Genomic DNA, 23,405 nt, shown 5'->3' with positions numbered 1-23,405 from the left:
TCCGCACGCCTGGCAATGATAAACAAGCCTCTTCGGTGTTGACCTTTGGAGGGCCAACGAGACCAAAAAAGCCCGTTCGTCGTTGCTTTAAGTCGCGTCCCCCGTTGAGAACGAGGTGCGCCGGTTTTCGCCTCCGGCTGCCGGTTAGGGGTATCGAGAGCTAGCTCGCTCTCGGGCGGCTGTCCGGCCTCTTGTCCGGATGCCCACCAACCGACACACGACCACAGGCACGTGCGAAATTGGGCAAGGCTGAGATAAGCGCATTCGCTCCCCATCACAAGAGTTTTTCAGCCCCTGCCTGAGATTTTTTTAACCCTGCCGGGACCTGTGTCTTGCCGGCATCACCATTCAGCTTCCATTAAGCGGGACCGGTACACGGAAGAGGATGCAGGCCCATATTCAGATCGTTGTATTCCGGCCATTTTCCCTCTTCTGACGAGAACGCTCCGCAGCCATGACGAACCTGTCCCGCCGTATTCTCCTGCAAAGCCTGCTCGCAGCCACCGTGCTGCCCGCCTTCAACCAGCAGAGCTGGGCTCAGCAGCAGACCGGCGTTCCGACGCCCAATCCGTTCCGTTACGAGGATGTGGTGCGCCGGGCCCGGGAACTCGCGACCGTGCCGTACGAGGCCCCTTCGGGACAGCTGCCCGAGCCTCTCAACCGGCTCAGCTTCGACGATTATCGGGACATCCGCTTCCGCCCCGACAAGGCCCTGCTCGGCTCCGGCAACGGGCAGTTCCGGATGCAGCTCTTCCACCTCGGCTTCCTCTACCAGCGCCCGGTGACGGTGAACATCATCCGCGACGGGGTGCCCACGCCTGTGCCGTATCAGCGGGAGCTGTTCGACTACGGCCGCAACAAGATCGAGCGGCCGCTGCCCGTCAATCTCGGCTTTGCGGGCTTTCGCCTCCACTATCCTCTGAACAATCCGAAGGTGCTGGACGAGGTTATCGCCTTCCTCGGCGCGAGCTATTTCCGCTTCCTCGGATCGGAGCAGAAATACGGCCTCTCGGCACGGGGCCTCGCGATCAACGTGGAAGGCGGCGAAGCGGAGGAGTTTCCGCATTTCCGTGAATTCTGGGTCGAGATGCCCAAGCCCAACGAAGAGCGGGCCATCATCTACGCTCTCCTCGACAGTCCGTCCGTCGCCGGCGCCTATCGGTTCGAGATCTACCCGGCCAAGGAAACGACCCTCGACGTCACGGCGACGCTGTTCCCGCGCCAGACCATCACCAATGTGGGCGTGGCCCCCCTCACCTCGATGTTCTTCGAGGGCGAGAACGACCGCAAGCCGACGGACGATTACCGCCTCGAAATCCACGATTCCGACGGACTTCTCATGCAGTCGGGAGCGGGCGAGTGGATCTGGCGTCCCTTGCGCAATCCGAATGCCAAGACGATCTCGTCCTTCAGCGACAACAACCCGCGCGGCTTCGGCCTGATGCAGCGCGATCGGGTGTTCGAGAACTATCAGGATCTCGAAGCCCATTATCATCAGCGGCCCGGCTATTGGGTCGAGCCCATCGGGCAATGGGGCGAGGGCTGGGTCGAACTGGTCGAGCTTCCGACGCCGGATGAGACCCATGACAATGTCGTGGCCTATTGGCAGCCGAACCGCGCCTTCGAGCCTGGGCAGGAGGTCGTCCTGTCCTATCGTCTGCGGGCCGCATCGGCGATCGGCGCCATGCATCCGGGCGGCAGAGTGATCAACACCTTCCAGGCGCCTCCCCGCGCCAGCGGATCGAACGCGCCGAGCGATCCCCGGCACCGCCGCTTCATCGTCGACTTCGCGGGCGGCACCCTGCCTTACTATCTCGGCGCTCCGGAGCAGGTGCAACTCGTCCCCTCCACCTCCGCCGGGCAGATCACCAATACCTTCATCATGCCCAACAACCACACGAACGGCTTTCGGGCCGCCATCGACGTCAAGCTGGAGCCGGGCCAATCCACGGACCTTCGCGCCTTCCTGCGCGCCGGCAACAAGGCACTGACGGAGACCTGGACCTATCCATGGTTCGTGGAATGATCCGCAGCCGGCGTCTTGTCATCCCTGGCGGTCGTCTGCAGGCTGCGATGGGGATCCACCGGCAGCCCCGGCGCCATGGATTCCCTTCCCCTGCGGGCTTTCTCCTTCTCCGGCCGGGCGTGACACCCTCCACCCGTCATTCCGGGGCCGCGTAGCGGAGCCCGAGCCGAAGGGCCGCGCCGCAGGCGTGGGGAAACCCATAACGGCCGACGATGCCGAAAGCGGTAAGCGGNGGAGCCCGAGCCGAAGGGCCGCGCCGCAGGCGTGGGGAAACCCATAACGGCCGACGATGCCGAAAGCGGTAAGCGGTGCGCCCCTCCTCACCCTGTTCCGCACCCGCCTTCGTCACACCCCCCGCGTCATGGCCGGGCTTGACCCGGCCATGACGATCCGGTGAGGCGCGGCGCTCCACACAATCGGGATCACCGGCACAAGGCCGGTGATGACGGGGGAGGAGGAAGGGCCGAACAGGCTCCAGCGATCCACGTCAGCCCATGGCCCTCCTCCCGAGAGGCTGCCCTATGATCCCGTTCTCCTCCTGAGGAGCCGCTGCACGCGGCGTCTCGAAGGGGGTTCCAGGGATCACTGGTCCAAGGTCGGCGACAACGTGGAGAGGGCAGATCATGGGACCCTCCTCGCTTACAAGGATGGCACGAAGATCTTGCCAAGCGCGACTGAACCGCGCAGAAGCTGTGCCTCGGATCGCAGGCCGTTTGTCCTGCCTGGCCGAAGGTGAGTACCGATGAAGCTGAACGCCTGGATCGCGGGAGCGTTTGCAGCCTGTCTGGGCGGAAGCGCCCTGGCGCAGCAGCCGCTGACGGAGGTGACCTTCGGCACCAACTGGATCGCGCAAGGCGAGCATGGCGGCTATTACCAAGCCGTCGCCGACGGCACCTACGAGAAATACGGCCTCAAGGTGACGATCGTGCCGGGAGGCCCGCGGGCCAGCAACCGCATGCTCATGACCGTCGGCAAGCTCGATTTCTACATGGGCGGCAGCATGATCCAGGCGTTCTCGGCGGTGGAGAAGGACATTCCCACCATCGTGGTCGCGGCTCATTTCCAGAAGGAGCCGCAGGTGCTCCTCAGCCATCCCGGACAGGGGCTGGACACCTTCGCCGACCTGAAGAAGTCGAACGACATACTTCTGTCCAAGGACGGCGTCGCCACCTTCTTCCAATGGATGAAGGCCGAGTACGGCTTCAAGGACGAGCAGGTGAAGCCCTTCGGCTTCAATCCGGCGCCCTTCATCGCCAACAAGGCATCGGTGCAGCAGGGCTATGTCACCTCCGAACCGCTGACCATCGAGAAAGCCGCAGGGTTCAGGCCCAACGTGTTCCTGCTCGCCGATCACGGTTTCAGCACCTATTCCACCACCGTGGAAACGCGCCGCGAGATGGTGGAGAAAAATCCGGATCTCGTGCAGCGTTTCGTCGATGCCTCGACCATCGGCTGGTACAATTACCTTTACGGCGACAACACGAAAGCCAAGGACCTGATCAAGCGCGACAACCCGGAGATGACGGATGAACTGCTCGCCTATTCCCATGCCAAGATGAAGGAATACGGCATCGTCGATTCCGGCGACACCTCGGGTCTTGGCATCGGTGCCATGACCGACAAGCGCATGAAGGACTTCTTCGACAAGATGGTGAAAGCCGGCCTCTTCAAGGCGGATCTCGATTACAGAAAAGCCTATACGCTCCAGTTCGTGAACAAGGGCGTCGGGCTGAGCCTGAAGCAGTAAGAGGAGAGCGAAGCGTTCTTCGTATCGCCGCACCCATGACGCAGCTTCCGCCCGCGCTCGTTTCCTTGAGAGAGATCACGAAGATCTTCTCCAACGGCGTAACGGCGCTTGCCGGCTTCGATCTCGATGTGTTCGCAGGAGAGTTCGTGTCGCTCCTCGGCCCTTCAGGATGCGGCAAGTCGACGGTGCTGCGCCTCATCGCGGACCTCGCGCAGCCGACGGGAGGAAGCGTCACTTGGCCGGGCTCCACCGACCACGATCATCGCGGCGAGATCGGCTTCGTGTTCCAGGATCCGACATTGATGCCCTGGGCCGATGTGGCGGACAATGTGTGGCTCCCGTTGCGCCTGCGCGGCGTGTCCAGGCCCGATGCGCGGGATCGCATCGCCGAAAGCCTTGCCCTGGTCGGCTTGAGCGATTTCGCCAATGCCTACCCGCGCGAGCTCTCCGGCGGCATGAGGATGCGCGTGTCGATTGCACGGGCATTGTCGCTCAAGCCCCGGCTGCTTCTCATGGACGAGCCCTTCGCCGCCCTCGACGAGATCGCCCGCTTCCGTCTCAACGACGACCTGTTGCGCCTGCAGGGCGACCTGCGCTGCACGATCGTGTTCGTGACCCATTCGGTCTACGAGAGCGCCTATCTGTCGAGCCGCATCGCGGTCATGTCGTCGCGCCCGGGCCGCATCGTCGCGGACATCAGGGGCGAAGCGCCCGGACCGCGCTCGAAGGAGTTTCGCACCAGCGCGCGCTATGCCGAGCTGTGCGGACAGATCTCGCAGGTTCTGCTGAATCAGACGGCAGAGGAGCGGTTGTGATGGCCTTCGCTCCCATGCCCGCACGCCGGCAAGGCAATCCCTTGAAGATCGTTCTGCCGCTTGTCGTCTTCGCGGCGGCCGTCGCCGCATGGGAGGCCATCGTGCGCATCGAGGGCGTCCCGCCCTACATCCTGCCCGCGCCGAGCCTGATCGCGCAGACCCTCGTGGCCGACTGGCCGCTGCTCTCGGCCTCGCTTGTGACGACGCTCCGGACCACGCTCTCCGGCCTCGCCCTTGCCGTTTTCGGCGGTGTGCTGCTGGCGGTTCTGTTGAGCCTGTCGAGGATCGTCGAGTTCTCGCTCTATCCATTCGCCGTCGTGCTGCAGGTCACGCCGGTCATCGCCGTCGCCCCCCTGCTCCTGATCTACATGCCCCAGGACGTGGCGGTTCTGGCCTGCGCCTGGCTCGTCGCCTTCTTTCCGGTTCTCTCGAACACGATGCTCGGCCTGCAATCCGTGGACCGGAATCTCATGGAGCTGTTCCGGCTTTACGGCGCCCCCGCCTCGCAAGGCCCGCTGGCGCGTCTCCGGGCACGTCTGAAGGCTCTTTGGTATCTGCGTCGTCCGGCAGCTCTCCCGGCCTTCCTGGCGGGCTTGCGGATTGCAGGCGGGCTCTCCCTCATCGGTGCCGTGGTGGCCGAGATGGCGGCAGGATCCGCCGGCGCAGGCTCGGGGCTGGCCTACCGCATCATCGAGAGCCAGTACCGGCTCAACATTCCGCGCCTCTTTGCAGCTCTCGTGCTTCTGGCCTTGACCGGCATCGGCCTCTTTCTCGTCCTGGCCGCGCTCAATCACGTCCTTCTTCGCCGCTGGCACGAGAGCGCCCTCGATCGAGAGACCTGAGCGCGTTCGTTTCACCTGTTAATAGTGTGCCGGCTTGTCATCGTACCGTCATGAGTCCCGTCCATGGTATGGTGGAAACTCTTCGAACAGCGAGGGACCATGGATACCGACAACAAGCATCCGGGCATCAAGAGCGTCGGATGGGCTCTGGTTCAAACCTCCCGCCTGCATCGAAGCCGCACGGGCGACAAGCTCTCGGAACTCGGCCTCTTCGCCGGCCAGGAGCAGGTTCTCCAGGCCCTGAGCAATTCCGGCCCCATGACCATGGGCGAGTTGGCGGCCATCCTGCGCGTGCGCCCGCCGACCGCATCCAAGACCGTCTCACGTCTCTCCAGCCTCAAACTGGTGGAGCGTCACACGGAGCCCGGGGATGCCCGGGTCGTGCGCGTGAAGCTCACCAAGGAGGGCAAGCGCAAGGCCGCCGCCATCGACGCCCTGTGGGAAGAGGTCGAGGCCGAGCTACTCCAGGGCTTCGACAACAAGGACCGCAAGCGGCTGCGCAAGCTCCTGCGCAAAGCCGCCAAGAACCTCGCCGGCCTTACCGGAGCCGATCAGACCGGCTTCGAGACCGATGACGAGGTGGACGGGCTGGAAGCCGCCAGCGAGCCGGAGTTGGCCGCGATCGCCTGATCGCAACCCCTGTGTGCCGCGCACGACCCTCGTGCGTGGCGGACATTCGCATCGGGACGGCGGAGCGGCTAGCATTCCCGCATGGCCGACACCATCCCCATATCCTCTCCCAAAACCGCCGCGCAGCGCCAGAACCGGATGGTGGGCATCGCTCTCATGTGCGCGGCCCTGTTCTGCTTTTCGTGCCTCGATGCCACGGCCAAATGGGTGAACAGCTCCGTCGACCCCATGATCACGGTCTGGGCGCGCTACATCTCGGCCGCTTTTCTGACCTTCCTCGTCATCAATCCCCGGACCCAGCCGGGAGCGCTCAGGACGCGCCGGCTTCCGCTGCAGCTCCTCCGCTCGTTCCTGCTCTTCGCCTCGACCCTGTGCAATTTCTTCGCCCTGAAATACCTGCAGCTGGTCGAGACCCAATCGATCATCTTCGCGACACCGCTGCTGGTAGCACTGCTTGCTGGCCCCCTTCTGGGAGAACGCATCGGCTGGCAGCGCATGACAGCCATCGCCGTCGGCTTCATCGGCATACTCGTCATCACGCGACCGGGCTCAGGGACCATGCATCCCGCCGCCCTGCTGTCGCTGGCAGGCTCCGTCTCCTACGCCTTCTACAACATCGTAACGCGCATGCTGGCCTCGAGCGATTCCATTGCGACCACGACCCTCTATTCGAGCGTCGCCGGCATCGTCTTCGTCACCCCCGTCCTCCCCTGGGTGTGGACCACACCCTCCTCGCCGCTCGTCTGGTTTCTCCTTGCGACGACGGGCTTCTACGGAGCCTTCGGCCACTGGCTTCTGGTTCTCGCCCATGCCCGGGCCCCGGCGGCGATCCTGGCGCCCTTCATCTACAGCCAGATCGTCTGGATGCTGGTGTTGGGCTACGTTCTCTTCGGCGACTGGCCGGATTCTTGGACCTTCGTCGGGGCTGGCATCGTCATCGCATCGGGGCTCTATTTGCTCTACCGTGAGCGTGTGAAGCATCGAAAGCCGGAGCCGTCCTCGTGAGTGATGCCGCCATCGACACCCTGCCCGGGATCGGCCCCGTCACGCAGAGCAGGCTGGAGGATGCGGGGATCCGCACAATCGGCGACCTCAGGTCCATGGGATCGGTCGAGGCCTACCGGCGGCTGAAATTCATGCTGCCCCGGCAGGTGAGCCTCAACGCGCTCTATGCCCTGGAAGCCGCCTTGCGCGGGTGCCATTGGCTCGACCTGCCGCAGGACGTGAAGGCCACGCTCCGGGAGCAGGCCAAGATCATCGACGAAGCCTTTCGCCGAGGCGGCGTCACACGCTGTGCCCTTTAACCGAAACGACAATAGGAAACGCCATGAGCCGAACCGACATCCTGATGACAGCGCCGATGATGCCGATCGTGATCGAAGCGCTCGACAAGGCCGTCACGCTCCACCGCCTGTGGGAGCAGACGGACAAGGAAACCTTTCTGAAGGAATTCGGTCCCCGGATCCGGGGCGTGGCGACCAGCACGCTCTTCGGCCGCGTGGACGCCAGCCTCCTCGATCGGCTGCCCAATGTGGAGATCGTTTCGAGCTTCGGTGTCGGCTATGACAATGTGGATGCGGCGGAAGCCGCCAGGCGCAACATCGTCGTCACCAACACGCCCGGCGTCCTCGACGACGAGGTGGCCGACCTCACCCTCGGCCTGCTCCTCGCAACCCTGAGAAAGATCCCGCAGGCCGACCGCTACCTGCGTGAGGGACAATGGTTGAGGGCTTCCTTTCCCCTTTCGGCGACCCTGCGCGAGAGAAAGATCGGCATCGTCGGGCTGGGGCGCATCGGCAAGGCTATCGCGAGGCGGCTCTCCGGCTTCGATGTGAGCATCGCCTATCACGGGCGTACGCAGCAGGACGATGTGGCCTATGCCTATTACCCGACCGTGACCGGCCTCGCAGAGGCTTGCGACGTGCTGATCGTCATCACGCCCGGCGGCGCCTCGACCAGACACCTCATCGATGCGGATGTGCTGAAAGCCCTGGGACCGACCGGCGTTCTGATCAACGTCGCCCGCGGCACCGTCGTCGACGAGCAGGCGCTCATCCAGGCGCTCAAATCGGGCACGATCCTGAGCGCTGGCCTCGACGTCTACGAGGACGAGCCGCGCGTCCCGCAGGAACTGATCGATCTGGAGCACGTGGTGCTCCTCCCCCACATCGCCTCCGCGTCGGTTCACACCCGCAACGCCATGGGCAAGCTGGTGGCCGACAACCTGATCTCATGGTTCGACGGCAAGGGTCCTTTGACGCCGGTTGCGGAGACACCCTGGCGCCCGAAATAAGCCGAGCTCGAAACCCATCGGAAGACATGCGCCGCGTGAGCCTCATCCGGCTCGCGCCCGTGCCAAGGTCTGGCGTGGCGCTTCGCCGAAGGTATGCCTATAGGCGGTGGCGAACTCGCCCAGGTGGCCGAAGCCGCAGCGCAAGGCGATCTCGGTGACCGTGACGGTGCCTGGGTCGGACAGCAGCAGGGTCTCATACGCCCGCTTCAGGCGCAGCGACCGCAGAAACCCCATGGGCGTGGTGTTGCGGAAGTTCTGGAAGCCGTTCTGCAGGCTCCGGGCGCTCACGCCGGCATGAGCCGCGATGTCGGCCAGGGACAGGGGCTCGGAAAAGTGCGCCTCGATGAAGGCTTCGGCACGCTTGACGTAGAAGGGCACGGCGGCGGATTGCGGCCGCAGCAAAGCGTCCGAATAGGTGTGGGAGTGTCCGAGCAGGAAAGCTGTGCTGACCATCTGCTCGAGCTGCTGTGCGACAGTCGGCACCTGCCGGGTCGTGGAGAAGGGATCGCTCAACTCACCAGCGACGTAGCTACCGAGGCGTCGCCAGCTTTGCCCGGCGGCGCCTTCCAGGGAGGTCTGTATGTTGAACTCAAGGGGCCGCTCGATCTCGTGTCCGAGCAACTTTGCGCATTGCTCCGTGAGCCTGCCATGGCTGAGCAGGATCGAGAGCGTTTCGCAACTGTCTTGGTAGTGCATCAACAATTCCGGGCCGGAAGGGAGAATGACCGCTTGTTCAGCGGTGAACGCGTATTCGCGCCCTTCCATCTTTGCATGCCCGGCGCCACTCTCCGCGATGACGAATGCCAATCGGTCGTCCGTATCCGTAGGATAAACCTGCGCCGTCAGTTCGGCGCCATAGGCAATGGTGAAGACCCCCAGGTCATTTATACCATGAACGCTGAGCTTACTGTCCGCTTCCTGGATCCGAGATGCACGGGCCAGCCTGTGAGGCGTGACGAATCTGTTGCAGAGATCCTCGATCTCATCGAGACGAGGCGACTGCAACGAGAAGCCGACGGCACCATTGCTTTGAACGACTGGCCTGGACCCAGAACTTTCGTCGACCATGCCCAGATACTCTGTTGCCTATTCTTGCCATTTTGCTGAAGAACTTCAAAACGGTAGATTTTCCAAGTAAACTTGACAAGTCATAGGCTTTTTCTCTTGCCGTGACGGAATGGCGTCCTCGGCAATGTGCGTGCACGCTGCTTGCGCATTGGAGCCGTTCCTCCGCGCGCCATGCTAGGGATCGGAGATCCTTGACGACATTGCCGGGGGGACTGAGAACGGAGCATTGTTGAAGCTTGAGGGATCGGTCGACACGCACAGCCTTCCGCTGGCAGAACATTCTCACGCGTCCTGGCTGCCGTGGCTTTCTCTCCGCGAGCCGGATCGCGGAGAGCCTCAGCGGTAACCCGTTTTTGCCAAGGTCTGCTTGGGCGTTTCGCCGAAGGTGCGTCTGTAGAGGCTGGCGAACTCGCCCATGTGGCCGAAGCCGCAGCTGATCGCAATTTCCGTCACAGTCGTGCAGGCGGGATCCGCCCGGAGGAGAGCCTCTTGCGCCCGCCTCAATCGCACCAACCGGAGGAACGCCATAGGCGTCATCCCGCGGAAACTCTGAAAGCCGTTCTGCAGGCTTCTGGCGCTCACCGCGGCCTGCGCGGCGATGTCGGCGAGGGACAGCGGCTCGCTGAAATGGGCCTCCATGAAGGCTTCCGCCCGCTTGACGTAGAACGGCGCTGCAGGCGACTGGGGCTTGAGCAATGCATCGGAATAGGTGTGCCGATGCGCGAGGAGAAGAGAGGTGATCAGGGTCTGCTCGAGCTGTTGCTGGGCTGCCGGGAGAAGCTTCAGCATCGAATGCGGCTCCTGCAGCTCGGAGGCGACGTATTGCGTCAGCCGCAGCCAGCTCTGTCCGGACGCGGTCTCGAGGGAAAAATGCGTCTGGAAATCGACTGGTTTCACGATCTCCCGTCCGAGCAGCTTCGCACAATACTCGGCAATTCTGCCGTGGTTCATCAGCAGGACGCGCGTTTCGCAGTCCTCCGCATATTCGAGGGTTTCGCGGGGTCCTGAAGTGATCATCACGCCTTCACTCTGCGAAACTGCGAACTCCTCGCGGTCCAACAGCACTCGGCCTGCGCCTTCATTCGCCATGACGAAGCCCAGAAGATCACCGGCTTCGTAATGCTCGAACTCAACGGCGATCCGACGGCCATAGCGAATGTCGAAGACCGCGAGGTTTTTCGCGCCGTGCAAATGGAATGCGCTGTCGACAGATCTGTCGCGGCTCAAAGGAACGAGCTTGTGGGGAGTGATCTGCGAGCTGACCACATGCTCAATCTCATCGATCTTCGAAGAGCGATAGGATTGCTCGATGACGGGCCCACTTCGCTCATTCGCGTCATGGGGCCGTTCCTGCGCGGGGGGTGGCAGATCTCCGCGTGAATCGAGCTTCGATGCGCCTGCCATGGCTATACCACCTTGACCATGGTCGGCCTTGAGACGTGTTCGACGATGCTGCGGACGGTGCAGCAGGCGTCGACGACCGGAGCTGAAGCTCCTCTTCCAAGTCGCAGATCTGTTTTGCCTCGCTCCATATAAAAGCCGTCTGGACCTCAACGCTCTGGAACCGATTCCCACGGAATCTCGACATTCCGTACGCTCCCGGTTTATGCAATATAATGACGTTATAATCAATATGACGGGAGAAATGCTCGGGACGAGCAGGTGCCGATTGGAGCGTTGCAATTCACCACGCTCAGGAACTCCAGGCCGCGATAGGGAATAGAGGCGGCTCCTGCGATAGGACATGATCGAAGTGGAGCACAGAAGCTGCCGCTGGACATCCCTTATGCACGCACGATGATCGGGAGCCATTCCCTTCGACAACCGTGTGTTGCATATCACGGCACAGCGATCTCAATGCCATGTCCGATACTCCCTCGCCGCGGAGGAAGGGAACGCCGCGATGTCCGGAGTCCTGCTCCCCTCGGAATCCCGGTGACGTTCTAGCGGGATCATGCCCGCGCCAAAGTCGCGCGGGGCGTCTCGCCGAAGGTGCGCCGGTAGGCTGACGCGAACTCGCCCATATGGTTGAACCCGCAGACCAGCGCGATCTCGGTCACTCTCGCGGTGCCCGGGTCGGCTGCCAGCAGCGTGCGATGCACCCGCTGCAGCCGCAGCGCGCGCAGAAATCCCATGGGCGTGGTGTTGCGGAAGTTCTGGAAGCCGTTCTGCAGGCTTCGGGCGCTCACGCCGGCCTGCGCTGCGATCTCGGCCAAGGACAGGGGCTCGGCAAAATGCGCCTCGATGAAGGCCTCGGCACGCTTGACGTAGAAGGGCACGGCGGCGGATTGCGGCCGCAGCAGCGCGTCCGAGTAAGTGTGGGTCTGACTGAGCAGAAAGCCGGTCAGCACCGTCTGCTCCAGCTGCTGGCGGGCGGCGGCCATGGTTCGGAACAGGGAATGCGGGTTGGCGAGCTCTGCGGTGGCATACTGAAACAGCCTCATCCAGCTTTGTCCGTTGGCGCTGCTCAGATCGAAGCCGGTATTGAACTGGAGATCTTGGTCGAGATCGCGAGCCAGCAGCTTTGCGCAATGCTCTGCCATCTTGCTCTTGTTCATCACGAGAGCGGAGGTCGCGCAATCATCACGATAGTTCAGAGTTCTAGGTGGGCCAGCGGACATCACGATGCCACGCTGGCTGGAAAATTCATGCTTGCGACCGTCCATGATGAACTGGCCGCTTCCTTTGCGAGCCCAGACGAAGCCCATCCGCTCATCATTCGGTTCGTGCTGGATATTGACCCCGACCGAGCATCCATAGCCGGTTGCGAAGGTGAAAAAATCCTGTAGGCCGTGGACCTGGAAAGCGCCGTCGAAAGTAACCTCTTTCGTTAGGGGTCTCAGTCGGTTGGGAGAGATCAGCGAACTTGTGAGATCCTCCATCTCGTCGAGCTCGGTCGACCTGATCACAAGATCGACCACGGATCCAGCGTGACCGGCAGGCTTTGCGCCGGAGCCGCTGTTTGGAAATGAAGGGTGGCCTTCAACATCGGGCTCTTCGCCTTTTTCGCGCCCGATGGAAATGTTGCTCGTCATGCAGACGCCGTTATCCAGGAGAATGCGTCCGACGTTTCAGACAGGGTCATGAGGCTCTCACCTTCATCAGAGAGGCATGGTTTGCGATTTCTCCAAAGGCATCTCGGTAGGCTGCTGGAATCAGCGAATTGGGACATGGCGGCTTCAACGATAAACTGCTTTCGCCAAGGTTTGCTTGGGCGTCTCGCCGAAGGTACGCCTGTAGAGACTGGCAAACTCGCCCATATGTCCGAAGCCGCAGCTGAGTGCTATCTCCGTCACGGTTGCGTAGGCTGGATCCGCCCGCAGCAGGGTCTCATAGGCGCGCTTCAGGCGCAGCGATCGCAGAAACCCCATGGGCGTGGTGTTGCGGAAGTTCTGGAAGCCGTTCTGCAGACTTCGGGCGCTCACGCCGGCCTGCGCGGCGATCTCGGCCAAGGACAGGGGCTCGGCAAAATGCGCCTCGATGAATGCCTCGGCCCGCCTGACATAGAAGGGCACGGCGGCGGATTGCGGCCGCAGCAACGCGTCCGAATAGGTGTGAGTCTGACTGAGCAGAAAGCCGGTCAGCACCGTCTGCTCGAGCTGCTGGCGGGCGGCGGCCATGGTTCTGAACAGGGAATGCGGGTTGGCGAGTTCCGCGGTGGCGTACTGAAACAGCCTCATCCAGCTTTGCCCATTGGCGCTGTTCAGATCGAACGCCGTGTCGAATTGGAGATCCCGGTCGAGGTCGCAGGCCAGCAGCTTCGCGCAGTGATCCGCTGCCTTGTGCCGGTTCATCAGGAGAACGGAGATCTCGCAATCGTCGCTGTGGTTCAGAGTCTTGAGAGGGCCGGTGGGAAACACTACGCCGCGCTCGCCGGACATATCGAACTCTTGCCGGTTCAAGGTGAGCCGGCCTCTTCCCTTGGGCGGCATGACAAACGCCATCCGCTCATCGGGTAACACATCTTCGAGACGCCCTTCTACTGAACGTCCGTAGGAGATCGTGAAGCCGCAAAAGTCCGGTACGCCGTGGAGACGCAAAGTGCTGTCGAACGCACCGTCCTTCGTCAGAGGCTTCAACCTGTGAGATGAGATAAAGGAGTTTGTAATATCCTCCATCTCGTCCAACTGCCTCGACCTGATCACCAGATCGACGATGGCTCCAGCCTGAGCGACGGATCTTTCGCCGAGTCCATCACCCTCCTTGGGAGGCGTCTTTTCCATCTCTGGATAGGCATGCGTCATGATCCTGCCCGTCTCGACGGCCGTCCCAAGGGCCGGTTGAGTCTGTCCATGCGTCGTCCAAAGTATCCATTTTCCCGCGAAAAGTACGATGCCTGCGTTTTTCCGACAAGGCTTGCGCTCCTCCGATTTCCGCAAGGGAATACCTGTGGGAAATTGAGGGCGACTTCAACAAGTCAAAGCAGAAGAAAAACACTTTCTACCTGAAGACGGCGTTGCTACTTTCACTTGAGGCTTCAAATGGCTACTACAACCACAAGTATGAGACAGTCAGTCATGCTAAGTCTTATCGATTTAGTGCTCGGTGAAAATGTCCACGTAGTCTCTCGCTACAACCCAAGAGCAACCTCTTTGACGACGTTTTTGGTGAACTTCTATTTTGTTCGTGGAATCGTATTGTATAGCCTCAGCCGGTATAACGGCTCCATCCGGGACTTCAGTTTGGTATTGCGGATGGATTGGAGGCACCGTGGGGCGGCGGCATGGATTGCCAAAGCAGAGCGCGCCAACAACAGAGCCGCGCGGGGGTAGAGCCGATCAAGAACAGAGAATAACCGCTTATCAAAAGCCACGGCAAACTGAAAAGGCAGGCTTATACAGCCTGCCTTCTTCCTTTATCCGATGTGTCCTGGATACCAGGATGGTGATTGACGCTCAGGCCGGCCCATTCATTCCGCCAAGGCGCAAATGATTGCCCGCGGTATGCCGGGATGATACCTGCGGGTCCTCACCGCATGAAAAGCGCCATCAAAGGGCGAACCCGCCATCGACGAGGTGGATATGGCCCGTCGTGTAGCTGGACTCGTCGGAGGCGAGATAGACGGCGAGCGCCGCCACCTCCTCGGCCGTGCCGAGCCGGCCCATCGGCTGGCGGTCGACGAAGGCTTGGCGCACGGTCTCCAGGCTCTGACCGGAACTCGCGGCAAGCGCCGCGATCCGCTCGTCGAGCGAGGGCGATTGAATCGTGCCGGGGCAGATGGCGTTGGCGCGGACGCCGCGCTTGATGAAATCGGCCGCGACCGCCTTGGTGAGGCCGATCACCGCTGCCTTGGTCGTCCCGTAGACATAGCGGTTCGGGATGCCGCGCACGGACGAGGCGCCGGACGCGATGTTAACGATCGAGCCCCGGCCCTTCTCCAGCATGCCCGGCAGCACGGCACGAATCGTCCGGTGCATGGATCTCACGTTCAGGTCGAACGAGAAATCCCAGTCCTTGTCGGAGCATTCGAGAATCGTGCCGTGATGCACGAAACCCGCTGCATTGACGAGAACGTCGAAGGATCCGGCCTCGGCGACGAGTTGCTCGACGTCGGCGCTCGACAGCACATCGAGTCTGCGCTTCTCGGCGCCCTCGAGGCCCTCCAGCTTCGCAACGTCGAGATCCGTCGCCCAGACCTTCGCGCCTTCGCGAAGGAAAGCCTCCGCGATGGCGCGTCCGATCCCCTGCCCTGCCGCCGTGACGAGGGCTGTCTTTCCTTGAAGTCTGTTCATGCCAGCCCCCGTTCCGATTCTGCAGATCAGTGATTGTCGCGCGGCACGCCGAAAGTCTGCGCGACTTTCTGGTACTTCACCGCCGGCTTCAGGGTCATACCCTCGGAGAGCTGATCCACCATGGAGCGCTGGATCTCCTGCCAGGGCGTCTGGCTCGCCGGATAGGCATAGCCGCCCTTGGCTTCGAGATCGGCGCGCCGCCTCTCCAGTTCGTCCGGCGGCAGAAGAATGTCGGCGCTGCGCTTGTTGAGATCGATGCGGACGCGATCGCCCGTCTGCAGCAGGGCCAGCCCGCCGCCCACGGCCGCCTCCGGCGAAGCGTTGAGGATCGACGGCGTGCCCGACGTGCCGGACTGGCGTCCGTCGCCGATGCACGGCAGCGAGAGAACGCCGCGCTTGATGAGCGCCCCCGGCGGCTGCATGTTCACCACCTCGGCGGCACCGGGATAACCGATCGGGCCCGCACCGCGCATGATGAGGATCGTGTGCTCGTCGATGTTGAGCGACGGATCGTCGATGCGGTGGTGATAATCCTCCGGTCCGTCGAACACCACGACAGGTCCCTCGAACGCATTCGGGTCCTCCGGATTGTTGAGGTAACGCTCCTGGAATTCCGGGCTGATCACGCTGGTCTTCATGATCGCGGAATCGAACAGCGTTCCTTTCAGGTTGAGGAAGCCGGCCTTCTCCTTCAGCGGATTGTCGTAGGAGCGGATCACGTCGCGATCCCAGGTGAACTTGCCCTTGCAGTTCTCACCGATGGTGGTGCCGGTGCAGGTCAGCGCATTCTCATGGATCTTTCCCGCGCCGATCAACTCGGCGAGCACGGCCGGCAGACCGCCGGCACGGAAATACTCCTCGCCGAGATACTCGCCCGCCGGCTGCACATTCACGAGAAGCGGGATCTCGAAGCCGATGCGCTCCCAGTCGTCGCAATCGAGCGGCACGCCGATATGCTTGGCGATCGCATTGATGTGGATCGGCGCGTTGGTGGAACCGCCGATGGCCGCATTGGCCACGATGACGTTCTCGAACGCCTCACGGGTCATGATGTCGGAGGGCTTCAGATCCTCCCACACCATGTCGACGATGCGCAGGCCGGTCTCATAGGCCATCTGTCCGCGCTCGCGGTAAGGCGCGGGCACTGCTGCGGACCCCGGCAGGGACATGCCGAGCGCTTCCGCCAGCGCGTTCATCGTCGAGGCCGTACCCATGGTGTTGCAGTGGCCGACGGACGGCGCGCTCGATCCGACGATGTCGATGAATTGCTGGTAATCGATGTCGCCCGCCGCGTGGCGCTCGCGCGCCTTCCACACGATGGTGCCCGAGCCGGTGCGCTCGCCATGGTGCCAGCCGTTGAGCATCGGCCCGACATTGAGCGAGATCGCCGGGATGTTCACGGTCGCCGCCGCCATGATGCAGGCCGGCATGGTCTTGTCGCAGCCGGTCAGCAGCACGACGCCGTCGAGCGGATAGCCGTAGAGAACCTCGACGAGGGAGAGGTAAGCGAGATTGCGGTCAAGGCAGGCCGTGGGGCGCTTGCCCGTCTCCTGGATCGGATGGCACGGGAACTCGAAGGGCACGCCGCCCGCGGCCGTGATGCCGTCACGCACGCGCTTGGCGAGCTCGAGGTGATGCCGGTTGCAGGGGGACAGGTCGGATCCCGTCTGCGCGATGCCGATGATCGGCTTCTTGCCCTGCAGTTCCTTGCCCGTCAGGCCGTAATTCAGGTAGCGCTCCAGGTAGAGCGCGGTCATGCCCGGATTGTCGGGATTGTCGAACCAGAGCCGTGAGCGAAGCTGATCGGGAGTGCGACGGTGAGGCCTCTCAGCCATTCTTCATATCCTTTCGGGCATCCGTAAATGCAGTGGCGGTATTTGATCCAGGACAGGGGGTAAGATCAACCTCCCCTGACGAAAGAAGCTGCCTTTTGGTAAGCGTGGGCGGCGGCACAACTCGGCGTCGATTGAAGATCCGCTTTCCACTGCAGCGGATAAATTGTTATACAATTCCACAAGCGGGATTTCTCGCGACGCACCTCTTCTCCATCGGGTAACGCCGGGCGGCCCTGCCATGTTTCGATACGCTCTTCCTTTCGCCGCGATGATTCTCCTTTCATCGCCGGCCATCGGCGACGATTGCCCGACAGCGCAGACGGCGAAGCTAGGCTTCGTTCTGGAGCGTCAGGGAACGATCGCGGAGGTCCGCCCCGCTTCGGATCACTTCGTCCATGTGGTGAACTCGTATCCCGGCGGGAAAAGGCAGGATGTGATCTACTACCGGGGACTTTTCCCGATCAGCCGTTTCGACGACACGGCCCGGAGCATCAACATTCCCGTGTCGGATCTGCGAACCGTCTTTCCGCTCGAACCGAAGGCCCGCCGCGCCCTGACCTATGCACCGGCCCAGCCGGGCAAGGTAGGAGCTCTGATCTCGCTGGAACTGACCGTCATCGGCCAGGAGCAGCTCCAGCTCGGCTCCTGCTCCTACAACGTCCTGGTGGTGCGCAACCGCTTCCTCAACACGGACGGCAGGGCCACATCCGAACACACGGACCTCTACTCGACCGAGCTCGGATTCGTTCTGGCGAAGCGTTACGAGGAGAAGGGCGGCACGCAGACCACCATCAAGTACCAGAGCATCAAGCCGCTGGGGCGGTTATCGCCTCTTTGATAATGGCAGATGGTTCCTCGGGGTTGGCCCTCGAAGCGAATAGCCTCCGGTCGAGGTCCGATCCTTGACCGGACAGTCCTGGCGCGGGCCGCAGCAATCGGGTTTGGAACAAACGCCGTTTTGGGCCGGTTGAATTCTGCCTCGGTGGCGCCCGAAGAGCATCAGGAGAGTGCCGGCACGTTGCTGTCCACTCCGCTGAGAACCGTTCTCGCGGCCCCGGCTGCTTCCATGTTCTGAGGAGTTGCGCCGATGAACCAGAACGTCGCCGAAAAGGTGGTCGTCATCACGGGCGCCAGTAGCGGTATCGGCGAAATCACGGCCCGTCATCTGGCGAGCCTCGGAGCCCATGTGGTCTTGGGAGCACGGCGTTTGGAGCGCCTGGAGGCGATCGCTTCGGAGATCCGGGCCCAGCGAGGCAGGGCTGAAATTGCGGCCGTCGATGCGACGAAGCGTCAAGACGTGGAGGCGCTGGTAAGAACAGCCGAGACCGCCTTCGGGCGTCTCGACGTCATGATCAACAATGCAGGGCTCATGCCCCTGTCCCGCCTCGACCAGACCAAGGTCGACGATTGGGAGCGGATGATCGACATCAATCTCAAGGGCGTACTCTACGGGATTGCCACGGCTCTTCCGATCATGCGACGCCACAATGGAGGACATATCATCAACATAGCCTCGACAGCAGGCTTGCGCGTCAGGCCTACCATGGCCGTCTACTCCGCCACGAAATTTGCCGTGCGAGCCATCTCGGAGGGACTGCGGCAGGAGGCGACGGCTTACAACATCCGCAGCACGATCATCTCACCCGGTCCGACGGAAACCGACCTGCCCCGCCAGCGTCACCGATCCGGATGCTGCGGCGGCGGTCCGCGAACAGCATCAGATCGCCATGCCGTCTCTGTCCGTGGCGCAGGCGATAGCCTTCGCGATCAGCCAGCCCGCAGAAGTGGACGTGAACGAGATCGTCCTTCGACCAACCGCGTTGTCTTAGAGAGGCGATCCCGGAAGCAAATCGGCTCTTGGATCCGATGCTCGATTCCTTGAGCAGCGCATCGTCCGGAGCGGACCCAGAGGTCATGTGAGCCAGCCCGTCAGCTCAGGCCACCGGCGGTATCGTCGATCTGCGCGCGCATCGCCGGATCGAGATCGAGCGCCTCGGCCAGCTGATGCAGGAACTCGCGTTCCTGGATCGTGTCGGGATCGATGGCGATGCGCGCAGCCGCATAGACCTGCGCGGCCTTGTCCGGATCGTTGACGTTGGCGGCCAGCTCCTCCACATCGGCGGGCGAAGCCATTTCGGTTTCCAGCCAGCGGCTCGCTTCAGGATCGATGCCTGCTTCGGTCAGCCCGTTGACGATGCGCGAGCGCTCGGCCGCATCGATATGCCCGTCGGCTGCAGCAGCCGCCACCATGGTGCGGAGAAAGAGGAGCGCATCGTCCTCGGTCTGCGAAACCGGATGGAAGCGCGACGTTTCCGGCAGGCTCAGGGCAGATTGGGCGACGGCCTCATCGGGACCGGAGGCCGGAGCCCCGGACGAATCGGCCCCGCCTGCCTGCGGTCCCCTGGCTGTCTGCTGGTTCTGATAGGCCTTGTAGGCCAGCCCGCCGATGACCGCCAAGCCTCCGAGCTTGACCAGATTGCCGGTCAGCTTGCCCTTCTTGCGCCCCTTGAACAGAAGGCCTGCCAGGCCGACCAGAGCTGTTTGGGTGAGGCCGGGATTGCGAAGGGCAAATTCCTTGGCTTTCTGCAGAAGTTGATCGGGAGACTGGCCCGTGACCTGGGTCACGCTCTTCTCGACCTGCTGCTTCACGCCGCCCTGGCTGGCTTGACCGGGGTTCTGCTGATCAGGACGGCCAATGGCTCCGACGAATGCATCCAAAAGCTTCCTGTAGTCGACCATAAGGCTCTCCCGTTGACGTCAATCCAGCAAAGAACAACGGGAGGGCAGCAGAATGGTTCAGGTTGTCATGCCGACACCCGAGGCGGGCTTCGGCACCATGGCCGTGCGGGCCTTGAAGAGCTGCGACACGACTACGGGGCTCGCCATCGCCAATCCGATCAGAGTGGTCTGTGCATCGGGCGCGATGATCGGCAGGGACGCGAGCCCGATGAGCCAGCGCTCCCAGGCCCGCATCGGCGTCAGCCCGTACCCGGCAAAGGCCGCCGACAGGAACATGATGCCGATCACGGCTCCCGCCGTGACGAAAAGGAAGCTCGGCAAGGTGAATTCCGGCGTGACGATGAGCATGGCCGGGCCGTACACGAAGACGAACGGCACGAGCGCCTTGCCCAAGCCCAGCCGGAAGGCCGTGTTTCCGGTCCTGAATGGATCGGCCCCCGCCATGCTGGCGCCCGCATAGGCGGCTAACGCCACGGGCGGCGTGATGTCGGCGAGCACCCCGTAATAGAACACGAAGAAATGCGCGACGAGCGGCTGGACCCCGAGAAGCCCCAAGGCCGGCGCCGCGACGGTCACCATGATGATGTAGTTCGCCGTCGTCGGAACGCCGCATCCCAGCAGGATGCAGACGACGGCCGTCATCAGCAGGGTGAAGAACAGCGTCATGGCCTTCATGTCGGAGAGGCCTGCCGGCACGAAATCCATGAACCCTTGCGCCAGTTGAGCGGCAAACGACGTGACGATGAAGGAGATCTTGAAGCCGACGCCGGTGAGCGTGACGATGCCCACGATGATGCCGACCGTTGCAGCGGCCGCACCCACCCCGATAGCGTATTTGGCACCGACCACGAAGGCATCGACGAGGTCGAGCACGAGCGCCTTGCCCGCGTCGCTCCTGAGGAACGTGGTGATCAGAAGCGCCAGCACCAGCCCGAGGAGCGGCGCGACGAAGACCAGTTGCGTGAGCATGCCCGTGGCCACGGCCGCCACGACGGCAGCCAGGAAACCGAGGGTGATCGCCGGCGCGCGTGAGGCCCCCACCACCAAGCAGGCCGTGATGCCCCAGAAGGCCGCGAGGTAAGGCGTGAAGCCGGAGAACAGCACGATCAGCAGCACAGCGAGCGGCATGATCGTCTGCCATCCCTCGCGAATGACCTTGCGGGCGTTGGGCAGCTCCTCGGCAGGCAAGCCCTTCAACCCGGCGCGCTTGGCCTCCAGATGGACCTGCATGAATACGCCGAAGAAGTGCATGCACGCCGGCACGATCGCGGCCAGGATCACCGTCTGATAGGAGACGTTGAGGAACTCGACCATGAGGAAGGCGGCAGCGCCCATGATCGGCGGGGTGATCTGTCCGCCGGTCGACGCGGCCGATTCCACGGCCGCCGCGAAATGGCGCTGATAGCCGACGCGGATCATCGCCGGGATCGTGAGGGAGCCGACCGTGACCGTGTTGGCGATGGAGGAACCCGAGATCATGCCGAACAGGGCCGAGCCGAAGATCGAGACCTTTGCCGGCCCGCCCGCATAGCGACCCGCCACGCAGGTGGCGAGATCGATGAACAGCTTGCCGAGACCGACCCGGGTCGCGAGCACGCCGAAGAGCACGTAGTGGAAGACGTAAGTGGCAACAACTCCCAGAGCGATGCCATAGATGCCCTGGCTCGTGAGATAGAGATGATTGACGATGTTCGACCAGGAAGCGCCGGGATGCTGGAGAATGCCCGGCATGGAAGGGCCGAAATAGGCATAGAGCATCACCCCGATGGCGATGACCGGAAGCGGCCAGCCCACGGAGCGACGCGTTGCCTCGAGCAGCACCACGATCAGGATCGTTCCCATGAGCACGTCCGTCGACGACGGGTTGCCGACCCGGAAGGCGAGCTCGCTGAAGATCCATGGCACATAGAGGCTGGAGACCGCGGCCGCGACGGCCAGGACCCAGTCGATCAGGGAAATGCTGCCCGGCCGCCACCAGGACGATGGCGCGATCCGCTCCTGACCGCTTTTGAAGGCCGAGAAGACGAGGAAGATGAGGCCCAACACAAAGGCCATGTGGATGCCGCGATGGGTGGCCTCCCGCAGCAATCCGAAGCCGGCCGTGTAGTAGTGGAAGAACGAGAGTGTCAGCAGCAGGCCCGCGACGAGCCAGGCGGTCGTCGGAGGAAGCGGGCGGAACCGCATCTCGGGATCGAATTTTTCCTCGAGACTGCGATTCTCGATGATCACATGGGCATCGGGTGAAGACATGGCGGGCTCTCGTTACAAGCAAAGGACCTCCCGCGGCTTCTGCCGCGGGAGGTCGAACCGGATGGTCGATTGGATCAGCCCTTGGACAGACCGGCTTCCTTATAGAAGCGCTCGGCGCCCGGATGCACAGGAATGCCCGCCCCCGCCAACGCGCTTTCCTTGCGGATGAGCTTGCCCTTGGCGTGGCCGGCGTCGAGGGCCGCACGGGTCTTGTCGCTCCACAGGCCTTTGACGACCTCATAGACGACCGCCTCCGGGACCTTGGCGGAAGTCACCCACTGGGCGCCCACGGCCAGGGTCTTCACAGCGCCCACATCCTTGTAGGTGCCGGCCGGGATTTCGTCGGCCGAGAAGAAGCTGTATTGCTTGCGGATCGCATCCGCCTCGGGGCCCGCGAGCGGCACGAGATCGACACCTCCGCCCGTCGCGGCAAGCTCCGTGATGGCGCTGGTCGGATAGCCGCCGACGAAGAAGAAGGCGTCCAACCCGCCGTCGCGCATGCGCTCGGCCGCCTGGTTCGGCTTCAGGAAGTCAGCTTTCACGTCCGATTCCTTCAGGCCCCAGCCCGAGAGGATGATCCGCGCATCCACGAGGGTACCGGAGCCCGGCTCGTCGAGGGACACGCGCTTGCCCTTGAGGTCCGCGACGGACTTGATGTTGGCGGACTTCGCGGCCACCAGATGAATGCTCTCCGGATAGAGGTTGGCGAGAAGACGCAGATCCTCGATCTTGCCTTTTCCCTCGAAGAGTCCCGTTCCCGTATAGGCCCAGTAGGCAACGTCGGCCTGGGTGAACCCCGACTCGAGGGCGCCCGAGACGATGGAATTGACGTTGGCGACCGAGCCGTTCGAGGCCTGAGCCGTCAGAACCAGTTGCGGTGGGTTCGAGACTGCATTCGCAATGAGGCCGCCCACCGGATAATAGGTTCCGGCCGTGCCCCCGGTGCCGATCCTGAAGAAGGCGGGAGCCTGAGCGAAGGCACTGCGGCTTAAAGCGGCTGCAGCACCAAGTCCAAGGCCGAACTTGGCCAACTCGCGACGTGACAATTTGACGGACATTGTGTTCCCCTGGTCAAAGCTACGACCGTTTGCAATACGGTTCTGCTTCACTCTAGCGAGAATCCCTGCTCCGTCTATGGGCCTTCCCTAGAGCACCGGACAGGAAATCCGAATCCCGTGGTTTTGGCTTGGTGCGATCTGTGATTCACTCTCTGGACCGGGAGGTGGATCATGGGTCACTGCTATTCTCTCGATCTTCGGGTGCGGGTCGCCGACTTTGTCGAGGCGGGCCATTCCTGCCGGGCGGCCGCTCAGCACTTTGACGTCAGCGAGAGCTTCGCCATCAAGCTGGTGCGGCGAACGCGGGACACGGGTTCGCCGGCGCCGGCCCGCCAAGGCCGCCCGCCCGGAGGCGGCAAGCTGGTGCCCT

The 23,405-nt window shown here is 62.8% G+C and carries 20 protein-coding genes and 1 pseudogene; 11 read left to right on the top strand and 10 right to left on the bottom strand.

The window, feature by feature from the left end; translation table 11 throughout:
* Positions 1–454 precede the first annotated feature (454 nt).
* Entirely contained in the window at positions 455–2,026 is a 1,572-nt protein-coding gene (locus KHP60_RS08715; RefSeq protein ID WP_213563512.1) for a glucan biosynthesis protein, read from the top strand.
* Positions 2,027–2,371: 345 nt separating this feature from the next.
* On the opposite strand, the gene KHP60_RS08710 is transcribed toward KHP60_RS08715, so the two are convergent.
* Positions 2,372–2,512, bottom strand: a complete 141-nt coding sequence (locus tag KHP60_RS08710; RefSeq protein ID WP_213563511.1) for a hypothetical protein — start codon at positions 2,510–2,512, stop codon at positions 2,372–2,374.
* A 256-nt stretch (positions 2,513–2,768) separates the two neighbouring features.
* Here KHP60_RS08710 and KHP60_RS08705 point away from each other — a divergent pair, with 256 nt between their 5' ends.
* The 7 genes from KHP60_RS08705 to KHP60_RS08675 all read left to right on the top strand — a co-directional run bounded on the left by KHP60_RS08705 (position 2,769) and on the right by KHP60_RS08675 (position 8,353).
* Positions 2,769–3,773 carry an ABC transporter substrate-binding protein gene (locus KHP60_RS08705; RefSeq protein ID WP_213563510.1) on the top strand — a complete coding sequence of 335 codons (1,005 nt, stop codon included), beginning with the start codon at positions 2,769–2,771 and terminating at the stop codon, positions 3,771–3,773.
* A gap of 35 nt (positions 3,774–3,808) precedes the next feature.
* Positions 3,809–4,588, top strand: coding sequence for an ABC transporter ATP-binding protein (locus KHP60_RS08700; protein WP_213563509.1), 780 nt, complete (start codon positions 3,809–3,811; stop codon positions 4,586–4,588).
* Positions 4,588–5,430 carry an ABC transporter permease gene (locus KHP60_RS08695; protein WP_213563508.1) on the top strand — a complete coding sequence of 281 codons (843 nt, stop codon included), beginning with the start codon at positions 4,588–4,590 and terminating at the stop codon, positions 5,428–5,430. Before KHP60_RS08700 ends, KHP60_RS08695 begins: the two co-directional genes overlap by 1 nt.
* 63 nt (positions 5,431–5,493) lie before the next feature.
* The gene (locus KHP60_RS08690; RefSeq protein WP_213563507.1) at positions 5,494–6,060 is read left to right on the top strand and encodes a MarR family winged helix-turn-helix transcriptional regulator; all 567 of its coding nucleotides are present in this window, start codon (positions 5,494–5,496) and stop codon (positions 6,058–6,060) included.
* 81 nt (positions 6,061–6,141) lie between these two features.
* The gene (locus tag KHP60_RS08685) at positions 6,142–7,065 is read left to right on the top strand and encodes a DMT family transporter (protein WP_213563506.1); all 924 of its coding nucleotides are present in this window, start codon (positions 6,142–6,144) and stop codon (positions 7,063–7,065) included.
* Complete coding sequence (locus KHP60_RS08680) at positions 7,062–7,364, top strand: TfoX/Sxy family protein (RefSeq protein ID WP_213563505.1); 303 nt, start codon at positions 7,062–7,064, stop codon at positions 7,362–7,364. The genes KHP60_RS08685 and KHP60_RS08680 overlap by 4 nt, the downstream gene beginning before the upstream one ends.
* A 23-nt stretch (positions 7,365–7,387) precedes the next feature.
* A complete protein-coding gene (locus tag KHP60_RS08675) occupies positions 7,388–8,353 on the top strand; it encodes a 2-hydroxyacid dehydrogenase (protein WP_213563504.1) in 966 nt (321 codons plus the stop codon).
* Positions 8,354–8,395: 42 nt separating this feature from the next.
* Here the strand turns inward: KHP60_RS08675 and KHP60_RS08670 are convergent, their stop codons facing one another.
* The 6 genes from KHP60_RS08670 to KHP60_RS08645 all read right to left on the bottom strand — a co-directional run bounded on the left by KHP60_RS08670 (position 8,396) and on the right by KHP60_RS08645 (position 16,988).
* The gene (locus KHP60_RS08670) at positions 8,396–9,421 is read right to left on the bottom strand and encodes an AraC family transcriptional regulator (RefSeq protein WP_213563503.1); all 1,026 of its coding nucleotides are present in this window, start codon (positions 9,419–9,421) and stop codon (positions 8,396–8,398) included.
* A 336-nt stretch (positions 9,422–9,757) separates the two neighbouring features.
* Complete coding sequence (locus KHP60_RS08665; RefSeq protein ID WP_213563502.1) at positions 9,758–10,825, bottom strand: AraC family transcriptional regulator; 1,068 nt, start codon at positions 10,823–10,825, stop codon at positions 9,758–9,760.
* A 548-nt stretch (positions 10,826–11,373) separates the two neighbouring features.
* Entirely contained in the window at positions 11,374–12,456 is a 1,083-nt protein-coding gene (locus KHP60_RS08660) for an AraC family transcriptional regulator (RefSeq protein WP_213563501.1), read from the bottom strand.
* A 144-nt stretch (positions 12,457–12,600) separates the two neighbouring features.
* Entirely contained in the window at positions 12,601–13,539 is a 939-nt protein-coding gene (locus KHP60_RS08655) for an AraC family transcriptional regulator (protein ID WP_249688642.1), read from the bottom strand.
* Positions 13,540–14,409: 870 nt separating this feature from the next.
* Positions 14,410–15,153, bottom strand: a complete 744-nt coding sequence (locus KHP60_RS08650; RefSeq protein ID WP_213563500.1) for an SDR family oxidoreductase — start codon at positions 15,151–15,153, stop codon at positions 14,410–14,412.
* A 26-nt stretch (positions 15,154–15,179) separates the two neighbouring features.
* Complete coding sequence (locus KHP60_RS08645) at positions 15,180–16,988, bottom strand: IlvD/Edd family dehydratase (protein ID WP_213563499.1); 1,809 nt, start codon at positions 16,986–16,988, stop codon at positions 15,180–15,182.
* Between the two features lie 238 nt (positions 16,989–17,226).
* On the opposite strand from KHP60_RS08645, the gene KHP60_RS08640 reads away from it, so the two are divergent.
* Positions 17,227–17,826: a hypothetical protein gene (locus tag KHP60_RS08640; protein WP_213563498.1), complete on the top strand. Its 600-nt coding sequence runs from the start codon at positions 17,227–17,229 to the stop codon at positions 17,824–17,826.
* 249 nt (positions 17,827–18,075) lie between these two features.
* A pseudogene (locus KHP60_RS08635) lies at positions 18,076–18,817 on the top strand (SDR family oxidoreductase).
* A gap of 100 nt (positions 18,818–18,917) precedes the next feature.
* On the opposite strand, the gene KHP60_RS08630 reads toward KHP60_RS08635, so the two are convergent.
* The 3 genes from KHP60_RS08630 to KHP60_RS08620 all read right to left on the bottom strand — a co-directional run bounded on the left by KHP60_RS08630 (position 18,918) and on the right by KHP60_RS08620 (position 23,035).
* Positions 18,918–19,727, bottom strand: coding sequence for a tellurite resistance TerB family protein (locus KHP60_RS08630; RefSeq protein WP_213563497.1), 810 nt, complete (start codon positions 19,725–19,727; stop codon positions 18,918–18,920).
* A 57-nt stretch (positions 19,728–19,784) separates the two neighbouring features.
* Entirely contained in the window at positions 19,785–21,977 is a 2,193-nt protein-coding gene (locus KHP60_RS08625) for a TRAP transporter permease (protein WP_213563496.1), read from the bottom strand.
* A 74-nt stretch (positions 21,978–22,051) separates the two neighbouring features.
* A complete protein-coding gene (locus KHP60_RS08620; protein WP_213563495.1) occupies positions 22,052–23,035 on the bottom strand; it encodes a TAXI family TRAP transporter solute-binding subunit in 984 nt (327 codons plus the stop codon).
* A gap of 171 nt (positions 23,036–23,206) precedes the next feature.
* Here KHP60_RS08620 and KHP60_RS08615 point away from each other — a divergent pair.
* Positions 23,207–23,405: IS630 transposase-related protein (locus KHP60_RS08615; protein WP_213563494.1), on the top strand; the 199-nt coding region annotated here is incomplete at its 3' end.

It is taken from the genome of Microvirga sp. 3-52, assembly GCF_018383585.1.
Lineage (GTDB): Bacteria > Pseudomonadota > Alphaproteobacteria > Rhizobiales > Beijerinckiaceae > Microvirga.
The sequence above is the reverse complement of the archived record's forward strand: the minus strand, read 5'-3'. Positions and strand labels throughout refer to the sequence as shown.

Bases quoted from the DNA above. Each gene is read 5' to 3' on its own strand.
- KHP60_RS08625 (WP_213563496.1), bottom strand. From the start codon at position 21,977: ATGTCTTCACCCGATGCCCATGTGATCATCGAGAATCGCAGTCTCGAG.
- KHP60_RS08665 (WP_213563502.1), bottom strand. From the start codon at position 10,825: ATGGCAGGCGCATCGAAGCTCGATTCACGCGGAGATCTGCCACCCCCC.
- KHP60_RS08660 (WP_213563501.1), bottom strand. From the start codon at position 12,456: ATGACGAGCAACATTTCCATCGGGCGCGAAAAAGGCGAAGAGCCCGAT.
- KHP60_RS08630 (WP_213563497.1), bottom strand. From the start codon at position 19,727: ATGGTCGACTACAGGAAGCTTTTGGATGCATTCGTCGGAGCCATTGGC.
- KHP60_RS08670 (WP_213563503.1), bottom strand. From the start codon at position 9,421: ATGGTCGACGAAAGTTCTGGGTCCAGGCCAGTCGTTCAAAGCAATGGT.
- KHP60_RS08655 (WP_249688642.1), bottom strand. From the start codon at position 13,539: ATGGAGGATATTACAAACTCCTTTATCTCATCTCACAGGTTGAAGCCT.
- KHP60_RS08675 (WP_213563504.1), top strand. From the start codon at position 7,388: ATGAGCCGAACCGACATCCTGATGACAGCGCCGATGATGCCGATCGTG.
- KHP60_RS08695 (WP_213563508.1), top strand. From the start codon at position 4,588: ATGGCCTTCGCTCCCATGCCCGCACGCCGGCAAGGCAATCCCTTGAAG.
- KHP60_RS08620 (WP_213563495.1), bottom strand. From the start codon at position 23,035: ATGTCCGTCAAATTGTCACGTCGCGAGTTGGCCAAGTTCGGCCTTGGA.
- KHP60_RS08640 (WP_213563498.1), top strand. From the start codon at position 17,227: ATGTTTCGATACGCTCTTCCTTTCGCCGCGATGATTCTCCTTTCATCG.
- KHP60_RS08645 (WP_213563499.1), bottom strand. From the start codon at position 16,988: ATGGCTGAGAGGCCTCACCGTCGCACTCCCGATCAGCTTCGCTCACGG.
- KHP60_RS08650 (WP_213563500.1), bottom strand. From the start codon at position 15,153: ATGAACAGACTTCAAGGAAAGACAGCCCTCGTCACGGCGGCAGGGCAG.
- KHP60_RS08690 (WP_213563507.1), top strand. From the start codon at position 5,494: ATGGTATGGTGGAAACTCTTCGAACAGCGAGGGACCATGGATACCGAC.
- KHP60_RS08685 (WP_213563506.1), top strand. From the start codon at position 6,142: ATGGCCGACACCATCCCCATATCCTCTCCCAAAACCGCCGCGCAGCGC.
- KHP60_RS08715 (WP_213563512.1), top strand. From the start codon at position 455: ATGACGAACCTGTCCCGCCGTATTCTCCTGCAAAGCCTGCTCGCAGCC.
- KHP60_RS08700 (WP_213563509.1), top strand. From the start codon at position 3,809: ATGACGCAGCTTCCGCCCGCGCTCGTTTCCTTGAGAGAGATCACGAAG.
- KHP60_RS08705 (WP_213563510.1), top strand. From the start codon at position 2,769: ATGAAGCTGAACGCCTGGATCGCGGGAGCGTTTGCAGCCTGTCTGGGC.